We start from the raw sequence: 16,864 nt of genomic DNA, 5'->3' as shown, positions 1-16,864 counted from the left end.
TATTCAGACCCCCAGGTCCGCGAGAAGAAGATAGGCCGCACGCGCGGCCAGACGCGCCCTGCTGTCCCGGATCTGCGCTTCGTCAGGACCGGGGCTGGACAGGACGGGCGGCACAGCCTTGCCGGCACTGGCCGATAGTGCCGGCACATCCGTTCCGCCCAGCTTGCGGGCGAAAAGATCATGCACCTGCTCGAGACTGCGCGCCGTGCCGTCGGGCGCGTAAAAGATGGCGCGGTTGGCGCGGGCAGCTTGCGGCAACAGGCCTGCCGCCGAACGGTCCGGCGTGGTGCGCAGGGCGGAAAGAAAGCCAAGAGCGCCGGCAACGCCGAGGAAATGGGCGAGATAGAGATCCGTGGTGGTCGCCTGCCGGCCAAGACCGCGCGCCAGCGCTTCGCCATTGTCCGCCATATGCTCTGCAGCCATCAGGCTGGCGATGCCCGGGTCGGTCCGCAGCGACAGTGCATCGGCACGGCCTGAAGGCGCTATGCCATGGCGCGCGCCATGGCGGCGCAGGGTTTCGAGCCAGGTGGATTCGATGAACTGGAACAGGCCGGTCGCGGAGGATGTTTTTGCCCGTGCCGCCGGATTGAGCCCGGATTCGAGACGCGCGACATGGTAAAGGGCGCCGAAATCCACCCCGGTGCGTTTTGCCGCAGCCTCCAGCGCGGACAGGACGGAAGCTCTTCCCGGCGCCGGAGCGGACATTGCCGACATGCGATGCAGACGATCGAACATGGCAAATGCCTAGCAAGGCGCGTGCCGGGCATGGCCGGAACTGCCTCCGCTTCGGAGCTATTCACAGATAGTGGCGCCGCGACAGACGCGCGGGGCTTGACGAAGGCCCGGCAAGGCCCGACTTACGCTATCATGGACCGTGACCAGTTCCTCTTGAACCCCGCCGCCGCGCTCGGCGCTGCCCTCAATCCCGCTTTTGCCGGAGGGGAGGCGCCTGCTGCAGGCCCCCTTGCGGGTCTTGTGCCGATCGTCATCGAGCAGTCGAGCCGCGGTGAGCGTTCGTTTGACATCTTCTCGCGGCTGCTGCGCGAACGGATCATCTTCGTGAATGGCCCGATCGAGGATGGAATGGCATCGCTGATCGTGGCCCAGCTTCTTTTCCTGGAGGCGGAAAACCCCAGGAAAGACATCTACATGTACATCAATTCGCCGGGCGGGGTGATCACCTCGGGCATGGCGATCTTCGACACCATGCAGTATATCCGCCCCAAGGTCGGAACAGTCTGCATCGGCCAGGCCGCTTCCATGGGCAGCTTCCTGCTTGCCGCCGGAGAGCCGGGCATGCGGGTTTCGCTCGCCAATGCGCGGATCATGGTGCACCAGCCTTCGGGCGGGGCGCAGGGTCAGGCAACCGACATCGAGATCCAGGCACGCGAAATCATCCGCATCCGCGCCCACATGAACCAGCTCTACGCGAAGTTCACGGGCCAGCCGCTCGAGGTGATCGAGAATGCGATGGAACGCGACAAGTTCATGTCCGCCGAGGAAGCCAAGGCATTCGGCCTGGTGGACGAAGTGATGGAAAAGCGCCCCGTGCCGGCCGACGGCGACCAGAAAGCCGCTTGAGACGCTGCCTGCCAGCGACGCACGTCTTTCCCGCTTTCGCTCTTGCGATAGGGCGAAACTGCGCTAACCTGCCAGGGTGTCAGCGCCACGATGGCGCGCGACCGGAAGAGAGATCATGAGCAAAGTTTCCAGCGGCGACAGCAAAAGCATCCTCTACTGCTCCTTCTGCGGAAAGAGCCAGCATGAGGTGAAGAAGCTGATCGCAGGGCCTACCGTCTTCATCTGTGATGAATGTGTCGAGCTTTGCAACGACATCATCCGCGAGGAAACGAAGAACGCCCTGGTCAAGACGCGGGACGGCGTGCCCACCCCGCGCGAGATCATGAAGGTGCTCGACGATTATGTGATCGGCCAGTCCCAGGCCAAGCGCGTTCTCTCCGTCGCGGTTCACAACCATTACAAGCGCCTCTCCCATGGCGGGAAGGGCGCGGAGGTTGAACTCGCCAAGTCGAACATCCTGCTCGTCGGGCCGACCGGCTGCGGAAAGACGCTGCTTGCCCAGACTCTTGCCCGCATTCTCGACGTGCCCTTCACCATGGCCGACGCCACCACCCTGACCGAAGCCGGCTATGTGGGCGAGGATGTCGAGAACATCATCCTGAAGCTGCTGCAGGCGAGCGACTATAATGTCGAGCGCGCCCAGCGCGGCATCGTCTACATCGACGAGATCGACAAGATCAGCCGCAAGGCCGACAATCCGTCCATCACCCGCGATGTCTCTGGCGAGGGGGTGCAGCAGGCGCTTCTGAAGATCATGGAAGGCACCACCGCCAGCGTTCCCCCGCAGGGCGGCCGGAAGCATCCGCAGCAGGAATTCCTGCAGGTCGATACCACCAACATCCTGTTCATCTGCGGCGGTGCCTTTGCCGGGCTCGACCGGATCATCTCCGACCGACTGCAGGGCAAGTCCATCGGCTTCGGCGCGCATGTGGCCGCCCCCGACGAACGCCGCACCGGCGAGGTGCTGCGCCATTGCGAACCCGAGGATCTGCTGAAATTCGGCCTGATTCCGGAATTCGTCGGCCGCCTGCCAGTCATCGCAACGCTCGAGGATCTCGACGAGCCGGCGCTCATCAAGATCCTGACCGAGCCGAAGAACGCGCTTTCAAAGCAATATGCCCGCCTGTTTGAAATGGAGGGCGTGAAGCTGACATTCACCGAGGATGCGCTTTCCGAAATTGCCCGGCGCGCCATCGAGCGCAGGACTGGGGCACGCGGTCTGCGTTCCATCCTCGAAGCCATATTGCTGGACACCATGTTCGAACTTCCCGGAATGGACACGGTCGAGGAAGTGGTGATCGACGGCGATGTGGTGAAAGGCAACAAGGAGCCTGTCCGCATGCTGCGTGCCGAAAAGGCAGCCTGAAGGCCCGCCTGACGGAAGCGGCCAGCGCCCATATTCCTGGAACATGAAAAGCCGCCGGGCAGTCCCCGGCGGCTTTTTTCATGTCTTCTGTTCCTGCCGTTTCATGGCCCGTTTGATGGCATCGTCTGCCGCTGATCCGGTCACCTCTCTCAGCCGAGCTTGGGCCGGGGCTGCGCGGAAGAGCCGGAACTGGCATTGCCGTCTTCGGACAAATTGCCTGCCGCATCTTCCGGCGCTTCGGTTTCCGGCTGCACTTCTAGCGTTCCGCTGTCACGAACGGGCAGGATGGTGACGAAACGAGCGGCATCGAGGCCCATGTCGCGCTCGCGCGCCCTGTTGACAGCGATGAGCGCGCTCTCTTCGGCCACAAGCGGCGCCAGGGCCTGTTGCACGGTCTGGAGGCGCGCTTCTGCAATCTCCACAGGCTCGTCGGAGACGCGCCCTGCCGTCAGGCGGATGACATCGACGCCCCAGCGCTGAAGCGCCCAGCGACTGGCTTGCAGCCGTGCCTGCGCAACCGTGTCGAGTGTCGCGCCTTCTGCCGCAAACATGATCTGCGGCAGCGGCTGGTAAGGTGGCATGACCTGGATCGTCCAGTCCGGATATTCGCGTTCCAGCCGCGCCTCGACTGCCCGCCAGTCTGTCAGCGGGCGCGGGCCGATGGCGCGCACATGCGCCCTGCGGTTCTCGAAGTCGATGACAACATGTTCCGGCAGGGTCGAGGTTGCGATGGAAATGCGATCCGCCATGGAAACGCGGGTGGCGGCCCTGTCGGCCAGTTCGTTGCGGGCCAGTCGGCGGCGATCCAGCTCCATGCTTGCCATGTCCTGGTTCACGGTGATCTGGCTGATCCGCATCTCGACGTCGCGGCCGAGGGCCTTGCTGAGGCTTTCGGTCAGGGATGTCTCGGCCTCGGGGTTGTAGGCATCGGTGAAGACGGTTGCGCGAAAGCGAAGGGGGCTTCCGGCGGCTCCGAACTCGGGTTCAAGCGTGCCGATGCGGGCGGATGCGCCGAACTGTTCGGTAAGGGCTGTCCGTGCGGTTCGTGCCGCCCAGGTTTCCCAGGCGATCTGGCGCAGCGCAAAGGCCAGAGGGATGGCAAGCAGCACGAAGACGGCAATGAGCGACCAGGCCTGCAGGCGGGTCTGTTCGGGGGAAAGATGCGCGCCGAAGCCATAGAATTTGGCCACAAGCGTGCCGGAAAGCGCAATGGCGATGAAGTTGGTGAGGAAGAGGGCAAGTGCCCCGCCGAAGACAGCGCCATTGCCCGTTGCGAGGCCATAACCCACCACCGCAAGCGGCGGCATGAGGGCAGTGGCGATGGCGACGCCGACGATCGTCTCGCCGCGGCCGCGCACCATGGCATAGCCGCCAGCCAGGGCCGAGAAGGTGGCGACAAGCAGGTCGAACAGGTTCGGCCGGGTACGCGCCAATATTTCCGGCGTGATGTCCTGCAAAGGCGACATGAGCACGATGAGCGCGGTGAAGCCGGTTGCCAGAAGGGATCCGGCCAGAAGCGCAACCAGCGCCCGGCGGACATGGGGCCAATCGAAAATGGCGAGCGCAAAGCCCAGGCCGATGATGGGGCCCATGAGCGGCGAAATGAGCATGGCGCCGATGATGACCGCAGGAGAGGAAAGAAGAAGGCCGAGGATCGCGATGCCGGCCGACATCAGGATCATGAAGGCATAGCGATGGGACCAGCCGGAATCGGATTCGATGCGATCGAGAACGGTTTCGTGATCAACCTGGGAAATGATTTCGCGATAGCGCCAGCGCCTGAGCCAGCGGGCGCGGGCCGCCATCCTGTCGTTCCTGCGTTCCTGCGATTCCCCGGAACCGGGCATGGTGCCAATGTTGCTCATCGGGCCTGTTTGCAGCATTGCCGCGCCATGGCCAAGCTGCACTGATGGATCGGGGCCCTGCTGCCAATACAACGGATATTGACCGGCTGGGAACCTCTCTGCAAAGGGCCGCCCATGGAAACGCCATCCCTTGGCCTTGAACTTGCCGTCGGTGGCGGGATGGTTCTGTTGACAACATTGGTTCATGGTGCCGGCCTCATCTTCCTCAGGCGCGCCTTGCGGCTGGAGACGATAGAGGAAATCGAGAACCGGATCCGGCCGATGTCGTTTCGGGCTCTCATGGCCACAACCGGACTGGTGCTGGGGTTGTTCTTGCTGCACGGTTTCGAAATCGCGCTGTACGGATGGCTTTACATGGGGCTTGGTGCAGTCGAGGGGCTGGAGCCTGCCATGTATTTTTCGACCATGACCTACGGTACAGTCGGTTTCAGCGACAAGCTGCTTGTCGGGCCATGGCGGCTGATTGCGGCCATAGAAGGGGTTAACGGACTGCTCCTCATCGGGTGGAGCACCGCCTTCTTCGTGACCCTGGCCACAAGGCTGGGCCGGTTCCAGTAACACGGGACGGTGCATCAGCAGCCTATTTCATGTGCACATATTTCTTATATTTTCCCTTTTATCAGAATATCTTATTTGTATATTTTTATAAAATCTCTCCGACAATCCGGGCAAGGCAAGCAATCCGAGAAAATGTCAGGCCTTCATTTTATAATGAACTTAAACAAATGCCCCCAAGATACTGATAAAAATATATTAATTTTTTCTCAAATGTAGAGCAATATTCTTCACTACATACCGGGCTGCTGGCCATTAAGCCACCCTCCCCAGATTCGCACGGCTGGGGGATATGCGAAAGACCGTGCGATACCGCACATGGGCTTGCACGATCGGCGCGCGGATGCCACGCCCATGGCATGTTGATCGGCCATGAGGCGCAAAAGGGCGCGTTTGAAGATGCGATGGCGGCAGGCCGCCTTCATCATGCCTGGCTCCTTGCCGGGCCGAAGGGTGTTGGCAAGCGCCGCTTCGCACAATGGGCGACTCACAGGCTTCTTTCGGAAGGCGCGGACCCTGAAAGGACGGCCGGACTTCTTGCAGCCGATGCCCACCCCGACAATAGGATTCTGACCCCGCCCGAGGAAGGAAAGGGAAGCGCGACCGCCAGCATCATCGTCGACCAGGTGCGTGAACTTGCGGATTTCCTTCACAGCCATCCCGCGCTCGGGCAATGGAAAGTGCTGACGATCGATTCAGTCGATAACATGAATCTCAATGCTGCCAATGCCTTCCTGAAAGAACTTGAGGAGCCAAGGGGCAACACGCTTTTCCTGATGGTGAGCCATGCGCCCGGTCGCCTGCTGCCGACAATCCGCTCCCGTTGTCGCATTCTCCGTTTCTGCCCGCTGCCGGATGATGCCTGCACGGCAGTTCTTCATGCAGCCTTGCCCGAAGCAGGCGAGGCAGAAATCGCGTCGCTCGCCCGGCTTTCCGAAGGGGCTCCCGGATCAGTCCTGGAACTGGCTGGCGCCGATATCGGTGGACTCGAGGCCTTGATCACCGCCTGGAAGGCCGGCGAAAGCCCCGTGACTGCCGCACGCGCCTTTCAGGGGCAGGCGGCCGCCCCGAGGCTGGAGGCACTGATGCGCATGGTTGGCCGCAAGATTCTGGCGGCAGCGCGCGAGCGGCCGGATGCCGGCATCTTTGCCCTGCATGATGAAGCCCAGATTTTGGCCCGAGATGCCGTGCGGCTTGCCTATGACCGGGTGCAGGTGGCAATGGCGCTGGCCGATATCCTGGCCCGTCTGGGCCAATTCGAAAGGCTGGGTCGGGTCTGATGAACCGCTATTACGTCACCACTGCCATTTCCTACCCCAATGGGCGGCCGCACATCGGCCATGCCTATGAAGCCATCGCGACCGACTGGCTGGCGCGTTTCGCCCGGCTCGACGGCCGCGAGACCTTCTTCCAGACAGGCACGGACGAGCATGGGCTGAAGATCGCGCAGGCCGCCCGCAAGGCCGGGGTGGAGCCGAAACAGTTCGTCGACGAGATGTCCCGTCACTTCATGGAAATGTGCGATACGCTGGACATCAGCCAGGATCGCTTCATCCGGACGACCGATCACGACCACAAGGCGGTGGTGCAGGCGCTCTGGGAGCGGATGGCCGCCAATGGCGACATTTATCTGGACCGCTACGAAGGCTGGTATTCCGTTCGCGACGAAGCCTATTACGACGCCGAGGAAATCCTGACCGCCGAGGACGGGACGAAGCTGGCGCCCACCGGAACGGAAGTGGCCTGGACGGTCGAGGAAAGCTGGTTCTTCCGCCTGTCACGCTATCAGGAACCGCTGCTGAAACTGTATCAGGAGCAGCCTGATTTCATCTCTCCGGCAAGCAGGCTCAATGAGATGCGCGCCTTCGTTGAGAGAGGACTGAAGGATCTTTCGATCAGCCGCACCAGTTTCGACTGGGGTATTCCCGTGCCCGGATCGCCCGGCCATGTTATGTATGTGTGGATCGACGCGCTCACCAACTATCTCACGCCTTCGGGCTGGCCGGCAGAAGGCTGGGACAAGCTGTGGCCCGCAGACCTGCATGTCATCGGCAAGGATGTGGTGCGTTTCCACACCATCTACTGGCCTGCCTTCCTGATGTCGGCGGGTCTGCCGGTTCCGCGCAGGGTTTTCGGCCATGGCTTCGTGCTGAACCGCGGCGAGAAGATGTCGAAATCGCTGGGGAACATCGTGGAGCCCATGGGGCTGGCCAACACATTCGGGGTCGATCCGCTGCGCTATTACCTGCTTCGCGCCATTCAGTTCGGCCAGGATGGCGAATGGAGCCATGAGGCGATCGGCCGCCGCATCAACGCCGATCTTGCCAATGACCTCGGCAATCTGGCGCAACGCACCTTGTCGATGATTGCGAAGAATTGCGGTGGCATGGTACCGGCGGATGGTCCCGCAACCGATGCGGACAGGGCCCTGATCGAAGCGGTTGAACCACTGCTCGACGAAACGCGTGCGGCCCACGCCGCGGTCAGGCCCGATCTGGCGCTTGACGCCATCTGGGCCAGAGTTGGGGCTGTCAACGCCTATCTGAACGAAACGGCCCCCTGGGCCTTGCGCAAGACGGATCCTGCGCGCGCGGACGTGGTGCTATACCATGCTGCGGAAGCTGTCCGCCGTATCGTGATCATGGTGCAACCCGCCATGCCCGCAAGTGCTGCAAAGCTTCTCGATCAGCTGGCGGTGCCGGAAGGCAGCCGCAGTTTTGCCAACCTGGATGAAAGACTGAAGCCCGGAACAGCCTTGCCACAACCCGCGGGCGTCTTTCCCCGCTGGAGTGAACCGGAGCAAGCAGAGGCCTGAAAATATTGAATGAAGGGTGGCGGATATGAGCCGCCACCCGCAGCATGACACGAGTGCCCGAAACAGGCCTGGTGCAGGATCAGCTTTTCCTGATCCTTGCCATGGCTGCCTTGGAAATCAGGTGCGCAACCACAGGCGCCGTGATGAAAAGAAAGAGGGAAATGGCCAGCTCACGAAGCGAAAGGCCGTCTCCCAGGGTGCTGGCGTGAACCATGCTTGCAATCACGATCGAGCCGACACCAAGGGTGGTTGCCTTGGTGGGACCATGCAGCCGCGTGAAGATGTCCGGCAGGCGCAGAAGGCCGATGGAGCCTATCAGCGTAAAGGTTGCACCAATAAAAATAAGAATTGAAACAATTGTTTCTGACATGATCTTCACCCCCCCTATTCGATGACGTCGCCGCCGAGGAGGAACTTGCAGAGCGCAACCGTCCCAACGAAACCCATCATCGCGAGGATCAGGGCTGCCTCGAAATAGAGGCTGGTGCCGAGTGTGATGCCAAGGAGCATGACGACGGCGATGGCATTGACCGTGAGGGTATCGAGGGCGAGCACCCTGTCTTCGGCGGTGGGGCCGCGCATGAGACGCAAAAGGTTCATGAGGATGGCAAGCCCGAGCATGACCAGGGCGATCGGCATCAACAGGCTCAGCATCCGAAAATCTCCTTCAGCGGGGCTTCATAGCGGGTCTTGACCTCGCGGATCAGGGCATCGGCATCCGGTAGGTTGAGAGCATGGACATGGATGACGCGGGCCTTCATGTCGATGTCGATGGAAACGGTGCCCGGGGTCAGCGAGATGATGCTGGCCATGATTGTTGCGACATAAGGGTCTTCGATGTCGATCGGCACATCGACAAAATCCGGTTTCAGACGCGATACCGGACCCAGGATGAGGCGCGCGACCTCGATGTTGGCGACCACGATATCAAGGCAGACACGCAGGAAAAATCCGATCGCCAGCAATGGCCGTGCGACGCGCGGCAGATCGGGCATGAAGGCTGCCGTTACTGGGGGCAGCAACAGGGCCATGATACTGCCCATGACGACGCTGCCTGCCGTATAGCTTGATGCAATGACCAGCCACAGCCCGAGGATGAAGAGGCTGATGAAGGGGTGAGGCACAAGTCTGCGGACGATCGTCATGGCCGCACCTCCCGTTCGATGCCCTGCGGATCTGGAAGGACAGCCTGCATATAGGGCGTGCGTGCATGGAGCTGCGCTGCCGTGCCGTTTGCGAAGGCGGAGAGGGGAACGGCTGCCACGACCAGAATCGGGCTGGCCAGAACCAGCGCCCACAGCGCGATTGCCGGGCCTGCGCCCTGTCGGAGCTTCGGCAGCGGATCATCGGCCTGCCAGAAGAGCAGGGCAGCCGAGCGGGCCAGCACGATGGTGATGACAAAGGTGGAAAGCAGCAGCGCGGCCCACCATGCAGGCGCCCAGCCGGCAGGCGATGCATCCTGCATCAGCATGATCTTGCCGAGAAAACCGGACAGGGGCGGAAGGCCGGCAACCGAGACGGCGAGCGTGGCATAGGCTACCCCCATGGCGAACCGGTCCCCCATGGCGGGGCCGCGCACCAGCCTGTCTTCCAGCGAGCCACGACGGGCTGCAATCTGCCCTGCAAGAAGCAGGAAGCCCGCAGTGACAAGAACACTGTGCGGCAGGTAGAAGAGCAGCGCGCCGCTGGCATCCGCATCAGCGAAGGCGACGGCGAAGAGAAGCGTGCCCGAGGAAATCAGAACGAGATTGCCGGCTGCCATGGCCAGACGCCGCGCGGCGAACAGCCCGATCGAGCCGATGAAGATCGTGGCAAGGGCCAGAAGCGGAAGCCACGGGTGCAGAAGGCCGTGTACCGCCTCAGCATCGCCGAAACCGACAACGACCAGGCGCAACAGGGCGATGATGCCGACCTTGGTCATGATGGCGAAGAGGGCAGCGACAGGCGCGCTTGCGGCCGAATAGACATGGGGCAGCCAGAAGGTCATCGGCGCCAGCGCGCCTTTCAGCAGGAAGACACCGGCTAGCGTGGCCAGAGCGACCCGGACAAGGGGGACATCCTCGGCCGGCACGGCGGCGAGCCTCAGGGACAGATCGGCGATGTTGAGCGTGCCAAGCGTGCCATAGAGGAAGGCGACCGCCACCAGGAACAGGCTGGAACCGACAAGGTTGAGGACAACATAGGACAGACCGGCCCGCGCCCTGTTTGCACCCCCTCCATGCACCAAGAGGGTGTAGGAGGCGATCAGCAGAATCTCGAAGAAGACAAAGAGGTTGAAGATGTCCCCGGTGAGAAAGGCCCCCGAGAGGCCAGCCAGTTGCAGCTGGAAAAGCGGGTGGAAATAGCGCCCCAGCCCATCGGTTCCGCCCGTCGCCATCAGCAGGGCCGGAAGGCCCAGAAGATAGACAAGCAGAACCATGAGGGCGCCCAGCTTGTCAGCCACGAAGACGATGCCGAACGGGGCCGGCCAGTCGCCAAGATTGTAGGCCATGACCGTGCCATCAAGGGTGGCGCGCAGCAGCAGAATGGCGATGAGAAACCCGATCGACGTTGCTGCAACTGCAAGGATGCGCTGTGCGCCGAGACCGAGCTTCCCGGCCATGAGCAGAAGGCTTGCGGCAAGGAGCGGCAGCAGAACGGGAAGTACGGGCAGATGGTTCATGGCTGCCTGTCCTTCATGGCGTGCGTGGTCGGGTCCGGATCTTCCGGCTCATCCTGCTCCGTCTCGAAATCGACTGCATCGGTACCCGCATCGCCCACGGCGCGCAGGGCGAGGACAACGAGATAGGCCGTCATGCCGAAACCGATGACAATGGCTGTCAGCACCAGCGCCTGGGGCAGAGGGTCCGCAAGGCCGGTGGCGCCCGGCAATGTGAGCGGCGGCACATATTGGCCGATGCGCCCACCCATGATCAGCAGCACATTGACGCCATAGGTGATGAGCGAAAGCCCGAGAATGACCGAAAAGCTGGTCGGCCGGAGCAGCAGATAGACGCCGGCTGCGAAGGTCAGCCCGATCCCGATGGCAAAAAGCAGTTCCATTTCAGCCATCCTTCCGGTTGGTCAGGTCAATTTCGCGCCGGCTCAGGCCGCCCAGTTCGGTGAGGGCGATGAGGATCGTGGCCACCACGACAAGGAAGATTCCAAGGTCGAAGATCATGGCCGATGCGAGCTCGAACTTGCCCACGACTGGCGCTGTCACATAGGCGAAGGTGCTGGTGAGGAAAGGATATCCGAATATCCAGCTGGCAAGGCCGGTTGCGGTGGCAATCGCCAGCCCTGCACCCAGAAGCCGCGTGAAATCGGCCCTAAGCCTTCCCTGGGCAAAGCTGATGCCCTGGGAAAGATATTGCAGCAGGATCGCGATCGCCGCGACAAGGCCGGCAATGAAGCCACCGCCCGGCAGATTGTGCCCGCGCAGGAAGATATAGGCCGATACCGCCAGCGCCAGCGGGAAGAATGGCTGGATCAGCATGCGCAGCATGATGGCATCACGCGGCGCGGCGGGGGGCAGGGCGCCACGCGCCTGCGGTGTCAGCCGCAACCCATCCAGAAGCGCCAGAAGACCAAGGGCGGCGATTGCCAGAACCGCGATTTCCCCCAGCGTATCGAAGCCGCGGAAATCGACGAGCGTGACATTGACGACATTGGTGCCACCGCCGCCGGGTTTCGACATGGCAACATGATAGCCGGAAATGGTCTCGAACGGCCTGGACAGCATGGCGAATGCCAGCAGCGAAATGATGACGCCGACGCCAAGCGCCAGAAGCGCATCGCGGCCATGGCGCGCCGGCCCGGGCTCGTGGCGGGCGCGTTCCGGAAGGAATCGCAGGGCCAGAAGGAACAGGATAATCGTGGCCAGTTCGACCGACAGCTGGGTCAGCGCCAGATCGGGTGCGGCCAGCCTGAGGAAGGCCAGCGCGACGACAAGGCCGACGACCGACAGGAAGATGACCGAGGCCAGGCGGTTTCGATGAAGGATCACCACCCCGGAAAGCCCCGTCACCAGCACCAGGAAACCAAGCAGCGACGGCGCATCGATGGGTGTGAGGGGACGGGGGCCGGCAAGCCCCGCGACACCGCCCCCGAACCATGCCGACAGGCCGATGGCGATGGTGAACAGCAGGTAAAACCCGACATACTGGCGCAGGGTGCGGCGATCCAGGAAGCGCATCACCTTGCAGGATATTGCAGTGGCGCCGGCATAGGCACGCTCGAAAGCGACCGGGCTGGAGACGCCATAGGGAATCCATTCATGCAGACGGAACAGCCGCTCGCGGGAGAGGTAGTAGAGTATGCCACCGCCCAGCGCGATGATGCTCATGACGAGTGGCAGGTTGAACCCGTGCCAGATCGCAAGCTTGTAGACGGGCGGTGGCATCTGCAGCAGGGCGCCGGAAGCAATGTTGAGCAGTGGCGCAAGCGCCAGTTGCGGCAGCAGCCCCACGATTATGACAATGCCGACAAGTATCTCTACAGGCAGGCGCATCCAGCGAACCGGCTCATGCGGCTTGCGCGGCAGATCGACAGGCTCTCCATTGAAGAACACATCATGGACGAAGCGCAGGGAATAGGCTGCCGACATGATGCCGCCCAGGGTGGCGATGCCCGGCAGCAGGAAGGTGGACACCCCCGAGAGTGCCGGGTGCGCCACAGTTTCGGCAAAGAACATTTCCTTCGAAAGAAACCCGTTCAGGAAGGGCACGCCCGCCATTGCGCCCGCCGCGACGATGCCGAGCGTGGCCGTGATCGGCATATATTTCATCAGGCCGTTGATGCGGCGCATGTCGCGCGTGCCGCATTCATGATCGATGATTCCGGCCGCCATGAAAAGCGATGCCTTGAAGACGGCATGATTGATGATGTGGAAGACTGCCGCGACGGGCGACAAGGCGGTGCCCAGGCCCAGCAGCATCGTGATGAGGCCGAGATGGCTGATGGTGGAATAGGCCAGCAGGCCCTTGAAGTCGTGCTTCAGCAGCGCAAGATAGGCACCGACGAGGAAGGTCGTGGCCCCCGTAGCCGTGACCAGCGTGAACCAGAGATCAGTTCCCGAAAGCGCGGGGTAGAAGCGGGCCAGCAGGAAGACGCCAGCCTTCACCATGGTGGCTGAATGAAGATAGGCGCTGACAGGCGTTGGTGCCGCCATCGCATTCGGCAGCCAGAAATGGAACGGGAACTGGGCCGATTTCGTGAAGGCGCCAAGCAGGATCAGCACCAGCAGGACCGGGTACAGGGCATGGGCGCGGATTGCGTCACCCTGGGCGAGAATGTCTTCCAGCATGAAGCTGCCGGCGACATGGCCAAGGACAAGAAGCCCCGCCAGAAGGGCCAGCCCCCCGCCACCGGTGATGGCAAGGGCCATGCGCGCCGCAACGCGGGCTTCCTTTTCCTTGTATTTATAGGCGATCAGCAGGAATGAGGTGAGGCTGGTGATCTCCCAGAAGAGCAGCATCAGCAGCACATTCTCGGCCAGGACAACCCCCAGCATGCCGCCGGCGAACGCCATGAGGATGAGGTAGAAACGCCCCAGCCCGTCATATTCCGGCATGTAGTAATAGGCGTAGAGGACGATCAGAAGGCCTATGCCGTTGATGAGCAGCACGAACAGAAAGCCCAGGCCGTCTAGCCTGAAGGCGATGTCCAGGCCGTAGCGGGGCAACCAGTCCCATCCTGCAATCAGGGTTTCCCCGGAAAACAGGGCGGGCGCGAGCGTGGCAAGCAGACCAAGCCCCGCCACCATCACGGCAGCGGCAGTATAGCCGACCGCCCGGCGGGAAACGCTGGCTGCAAACGCCACCAGCGGCATCGCCAGCAACGGCAGAAGCGCGAGAAGAAGGAGGGCAGGGGCCGACATCAGGGACTGCATGTCAGCAGGTGCCTGCCGATACCATGCGGCTATGACCTGCCAGCAACGGTAAGAATGACATGCCCGAACAGGCTGCTGACGAAATCATTCCTCTCTCCCTGTACAAGCCTGCAAATTGGGGCGAGCAACACCTTGTTGCAAGTGCGATATGATTGAAAAACGACCGATAAAGGCGCAAATCCTGTCCATGCTGATCGATTCCCACTGTCACCTCAATTATCCGGGCCTTGTCGAGCGCGAGGCGGAGATACTGGCCAACGCCCGCGATGCGGGTGTCGGGCTCATGATCTCGATTTCCACGCGCGAAAACGAATGGACCGATGTGATTGCCGGCGCAGAGCGCAATGCCAATGTTTTTGCGACAGTGGGCATTCATCCGCACGAAGCTGACGAGCACCCTGAACTGGACAGCGCGCGCCTGATAGCCGCGGCGCAACACCCCAGGGTGGTCGGTATCGGGGAAACCGGGCTGGATTTTTATTACGACAAGTCCGATCGTTTGCGACAGCAGGCCAGCTTTCGCGCCCATATTGTGGCAAGCCGGGAAACCGGGTTACCTCTCATCGTTCACACGCGCGATGCCGAGGATGACACCATCCGGATCCTGACAGAGGAGACGAGGAAGGGCGCTTTCCCGATGGTGATCCACTGTTTCACCGGTTCCAGAAGCCTTGCCGAGGCCTGCCTTGAGCTTGGCGCCTATGTTTCATTGTCTGGCATCGTCACCTTCAAGAATGCAAGAGATCTGCAGGAAACAGCGCGCATTATCCCTGAAGACAGGTTGCTGATCGAGACGGATGCCCCCTTTCTTGCACCTGTGCCAGTCCGTGGAAAGACTTGCGAGCCCGCCTTCGTTGCCCACACCGCCCGCTTCCTTGCCTCGCTGCGCGGGGTGGATGAGCAGCGGATCGAAGAATCGACCTCAGCCAACAGCCTTCGGCTTTTCACAAAGGCGCACACCTGATGCGCCTTGTCATGCTTGGCTGCGGCACATCCTCCGGTGTTCCCCGCGTCGGAGGCGATTGGGGACGCTGCAATCCTGAAAACCCCCGCAACCGCAGGCGACGTGTATCCGTTCTTGTGGAGGCCGGCGACACACGACTGCTGGTCGACACCGGACCGGATCTGCGCGAACAGCTGCTGGATGCAGGGGCAGGGTGGGTGACAGCCGTGCTCTACACACATGATCATGCCGATCACACACATGGAATCGACGACTTGCGCGCCCTGTTTCATGCATCGGGCGTGGAGATCGACTGCTATATGGACCGTTCCACCAAGGCGGGCATCAGGACGCGCTTTTCCTATGTCTTCGCTGGCCGGGCGGGCTATCCACCAACAGCACGGGCGCACCTGATTGACGATGAAATGCATTTCGGGGCGATCACTGTCCGCCCGTTCCGCCAGCAGCATGGCCCGATCCATTCCACAGGGTACCGCTTCGAGGCGGATGGCGTGGCGATTGCCTACTCGACTGATGTGAACGGCATTCCGGAAGAAAGCTGGCCCATGCTGGAAGGGCTGGATCTCTGGGTGGTCGATGCCCTTCGGCGCTACCCGCACCCGACCCACAGCCATCTTGACCAGACGCTTGAATGGATAGCCCGCGCGAAACCACGCGAAGCTTGGCTCACGCACATGGACCAGTCGATGGATCATGATGAATTGCTGGGCGAACTGCCTGCGGATGTCACACCAGGCTATGACGGCCGCATCTGGGAAAGAGAACCGCTGCCATGATGCTCGCCGTTGTCAGCACCGTCGCCGTACTCATCCTCATCATCATGCTGAATCGTGGAATGTTCCAGAGGCTTGGCGCACGCAAGGTGCTGGAAATGGCCTTGATATGGACGCTGATCCTGTTGGGCCTGGCTGGCCTGGTGAGGCTGCTGGGATTGGCATGATTTAACATAATATTGATTATCGTATCGTGACTGTGGGTCATGTTGGTGGCGTTCCAGGTCTCGTCGATGAAGACGCGGCGTTCAGGTTCGAGGTCGATCTTGCTCGATGGCAAGCCCAGTCTTTTTTGCGCATCATGCTCCGCCTCGCGAAGAAGCGATGCGGCCCGGCGACCGATTCAACCAGCCTCGCCTCTGCCAAGGCGAACAGATCGATCCTCGGCACGGTGCGTGTTTGACCAGCAAGGATTCTGAACCAGACATCACTCGGAAAAGGAATCCCTCTTCGATTCAAACAGGTCGAAAACCGCTCCTGGTCGAACGGGAAATATGGTCGAGAATGGAATATATGCTGAGGATCGGAAATCCGCGATCATCGGTTAATCGGGAAACGTCACAGGCGTGCTTGCGCAGACACTGGTTTCCAACTTCGCCCCCCCCCTCCCCGCAGGTCTTGTCCGCGATCAGCCTGATCAGCGCGGCTTGGCCTGCGATGACCGTCACGTGGCCCGAGTGCCCCTCCTCGGGTCTGGATGTGATCGTCGCTAGCGGCTCGTATGCGGTCGAGGGCAGCATCAATCTCGGCCGTGCGCCCGAGGAAGACAGGGGTCGCTGCATCGTTGGCCTTGGGCAAAATGGTCTCCGGCAAAAAGTCCCCATCCATCACACTTTTGTCGTCTACGATATCAAGATGGTACCGACCGCTATTCCGAGGGTGCGAATGCTTTCTCTTTGTCAGGCCACGCATCACGCACATTGACCATGGCCTCGTCAAACGCCCATCCACCCCATTGGTTGAGAAAAACGTAGGTACGCCCGTCGAAGTGTTGGAGTTCGTCTTGCACGGAGGAATCGGGGATGTTCGTAAGCGTTTGGGATCTTGAGGAGCGTTCGGGCCGGTCTTGCGACACG

General features: G+C 61.6%; 17 protein-coding genes and 1 pseudogene. 8 read left to right on the top strand and 10 right to left on the bottom strand.

Going from position 1 to position 16,864, the window contains the following annotated elements; genetic code table 11:
• Positions 1-3 precede the first annotated feature (3 nt).
• Positions 4-735, bottom strand: coding sequence for a transglycosylase SLT domain-containing protein (locus ACUJ46_RS06040; RefSeq protein WP_445389567.1), 732 nt, complete (start codon positions 733-735; stop codon positions 4-6).
• Positions 736-867: 132 nt separating this feature from the next.
• Between ACUJ46_RS06040 and clpP the strand changes: the two genes are divergently transcribed.
• A complete protein-coding gene (gene clpP / locus ACUJ46_RS06035) occupies positions 868-1,581 on the top strand; it encodes an ATP-dependent Clp endopeptidase proteolytic subunit ClpP (protein WP_445389566.1) in 714 nt (237 codons plus the stop codon).
• Between the two features lie 115 nt (positions 1,582-1,696).
• Positions 1,697-2,947 (top strand): ATP-dependent Clp protease ATP-binding subunit ClpX, encoded by a 1,251-nt coding sequence (gene clpX, locus ACUJ46_RS06030; protein WP_445389565.1) that lies wholly within the window; start codon positions 1,697-1,699, stop codon positions 2,945-2,947.
• Between the two features lie 149 nt (positions 2,948-3,096).
• Here clpX and ACUJ46_RS06025 read toward each other — a convergent pair whose 3' ends face one another.
• Positions 3,097-4,812 carry a DUF389 domain-containing protein gene (locus tag ACUJ46_RS06025; protein WP_445389564.1) on the bottom strand — a complete coding sequence of 572 codons (1,716 nt, stop codon included), beginning with the start codon at positions 4,810-4,812 and terminating at the stop codon, positions 3,097-3,099.
• Between the two features lie 114 nt (positions 4,813-4,926).
• Here ACUJ46_RS06025 and ACUJ46_RS06020 point away from each other — a divergent pair, with 114 nt between their 5' ends.
• The 3 genes from ACUJ46_RS06020 (at position 4,927) to metG (ending at position 8,182) form a co-directional block, all read left to right on the top strand.
• A complete protein-coding gene (locus ACUJ46_RS06020) occupies positions 4,927-5,370 on the top strand; it encodes an ion channel (RefSeq protein WP_445389563.1) in 444 nt (147 codons plus the stop codon).
• A gap of 356 nt (positions 5,371-5,726) precedes the next feature.
• On the top strand, positions 5,727-6,647 hold the full coding sequence (locus ACUJ46_RS06015) for an AAA family ATPase (RefSeq protein WP_445389562.1): 921 nt from the start codon (positions 5,727-5,729) through the stop codon (positions 6,645-6,647).
• Positions 6,644-8,182 (top strand): methionine--tRNA ligase, encoded by a 1,539-nt coding sequence (gene metG / locus ACUJ46_RS06010; protein ID WP_445390137.1) that lies wholly within the window; start codon positions 6,644-6,646, stop codon positions 8,180-8,182. The genes ACUJ46_RS06015 and metG overlap by 4 nt, the downstream gene beginning before the upstream one ends.
• A 79-nt stretch (positions 8,183-8,261) precedes the next feature.
• On the opposite strand, the gene ACUJ46_RS06005 is transcribed toward metG, so the two are convergent.
• The 6 genes from ACUJ46_RS06005 to ACUJ46_RS05980 are packed head-to-tail and all read right to left on the bottom strand — an operon-like array spanning position 8,262 to position 14,039.
• Positions 8,262-8,552: a Na+/H+ antiporter subunit G gene (locus ACUJ46_RS06005; RefSeq protein WP_445389561.1), complete on the bottom strand. Its 291-nt coding sequence runs from the start codon at positions 8,550-8,552 to the stop codon at positions 8,262-8,264.
• A 14-nt stretch (positions 8,553-8,566) separates the two neighbouring features.
• On the bottom strand, positions 8,567-8,836 hold the full coding sequence (locus ACUJ46_RS06000; protein WP_445389560.1) for a K+/H+ antiporter subunit F: 270 nt from the start codon (positions 8,834-8,836) through the stop codon (positions 8,567-8,569).
• A complete protein-coding gene (locus ACUJ46_RS05995; protein ID WP_445389559.1) occupies positions 8,830-9,327 on the bottom strand; it encodes a Na+/H+ antiporter subunit E in 498 nt (165 codons plus the stop codon). Before ACUJ46_RS05995 ends, ACUJ46_RS06000 begins: the two co-directional genes overlap by 7 nt.
• On the bottom strand, positions 9,324-10,844 hold the full coding sequence (locus ACUJ46_RS05990) for a monovalent cation/H+ antiporter subunit D (RefSeq protein ID WP_445389558.1): 1,521 nt from the start codon (positions 10,842-10,844) through the stop codon (positions 9,324-9,326). Before ACUJ46_RS05990 ends, ACUJ46_RS05995 begins: the two co-directional genes overlap by 4 nt.
• Positions 10,841-11,224 (bottom strand): Na+/H+ antiporter subunit C, encoded by a 384-nt coding sequence (locus ACUJ46_RS05985; RefSeq protein WP_445389557.1) that lies wholly within the window; start codon positions 11,222-11,224, stop codon positions 10,841-10,843. The genes ACUJ46_RS05990 and ACUJ46_RS05985 overlap by 4 nt, the downstream gene beginning before the upstream one ends.
• Position 11,225: 1 nt before the next feature.
• Positions 11,226-14,039, bottom strand: a complete 2,814-nt coding sequence (locus ACUJ46_RS05980; RefSeq protein ID WP_445389556.1) for a monovalent cation/H+ antiporter subunit A — start codon at positions 14,037-14,039, stop codon at positions 11,226-11,228.
• 199 nt (positions 14,040-14,238) lie between these two features.
• Between ACUJ46_RS05980 and ACUJ46_RS05975 the strand changes: the two genes are divergently transcribed.
• The 3 genes from ACUJ46_RS05975 to ACUJ46_RS05965 are packed head-to-tail and all read left to right on the top strand — an operon-like array spanning position 14,239 to position 15,955.
• Complete coding sequence (locus tag ACUJ46_RS05975) at positions 14,239-15,015, top strand: TatD family hydrolase (RefSeq protein ID WP_445389555.1); 777 nt, start codon at positions 14,239-14,241, stop codon at positions 15,013-15,015.
• A complete protein-coding gene (locus ACUJ46_RS05970) occupies positions 15,015-15,791 on the top strand; it encodes an MBL fold metallo-hydrolase (protein ID WP_445389554.1) in 777 nt (258 codons plus the stop codon). Before ACUJ46_RS05975 ends, ACUJ46_RS05970 begins: the two co-directional genes overlap by 1 nt.
• A complete protein-coding gene (locus ACUJ46_RS05965; protein WP_445390151.1) occupies positions 15,788-15,955 on the top strand; it encodes a hypothetical protein in 168 nt (55 codons plus the stop codon). Before ACUJ46_RS05970 ends, ACUJ46_RS05965 begins: the two co-directional genes overlap by 4 nt.
• Before the next feature lie 26 nt (positions 15,956-15,981).
• On the opposite strand, the pseudogene ACUJ46_RS05960 reads toward ACUJ46_RS05965, so the two are convergent.
• Both ACUJ46_RS05960 and ACUJ46_RS05955 read right to left on the bottom strand, forming a co-directional pair.
• Positions 15,982-16,157, bottom strand: a pseudogene (locus ACUJ46_RS05960) (IS630 family transposase); the annotation flags it as partial.
• Between the two features lie 499 nt (positions 16,158-16,656).
• The coding region (locus ACUJ46_RS05955) for a hypothetical protein (protein ID WP_445389553.1) at positions 16,657-16,864 on the bottom strand (208 nt) is incomplete at its 5' end.

The organism is Sandaracinobacteroides sp. A072, assembly GCF_052616365.1.
This window is presented reverse-complemented; position numbering and strand designations above follow the sequence as displayed.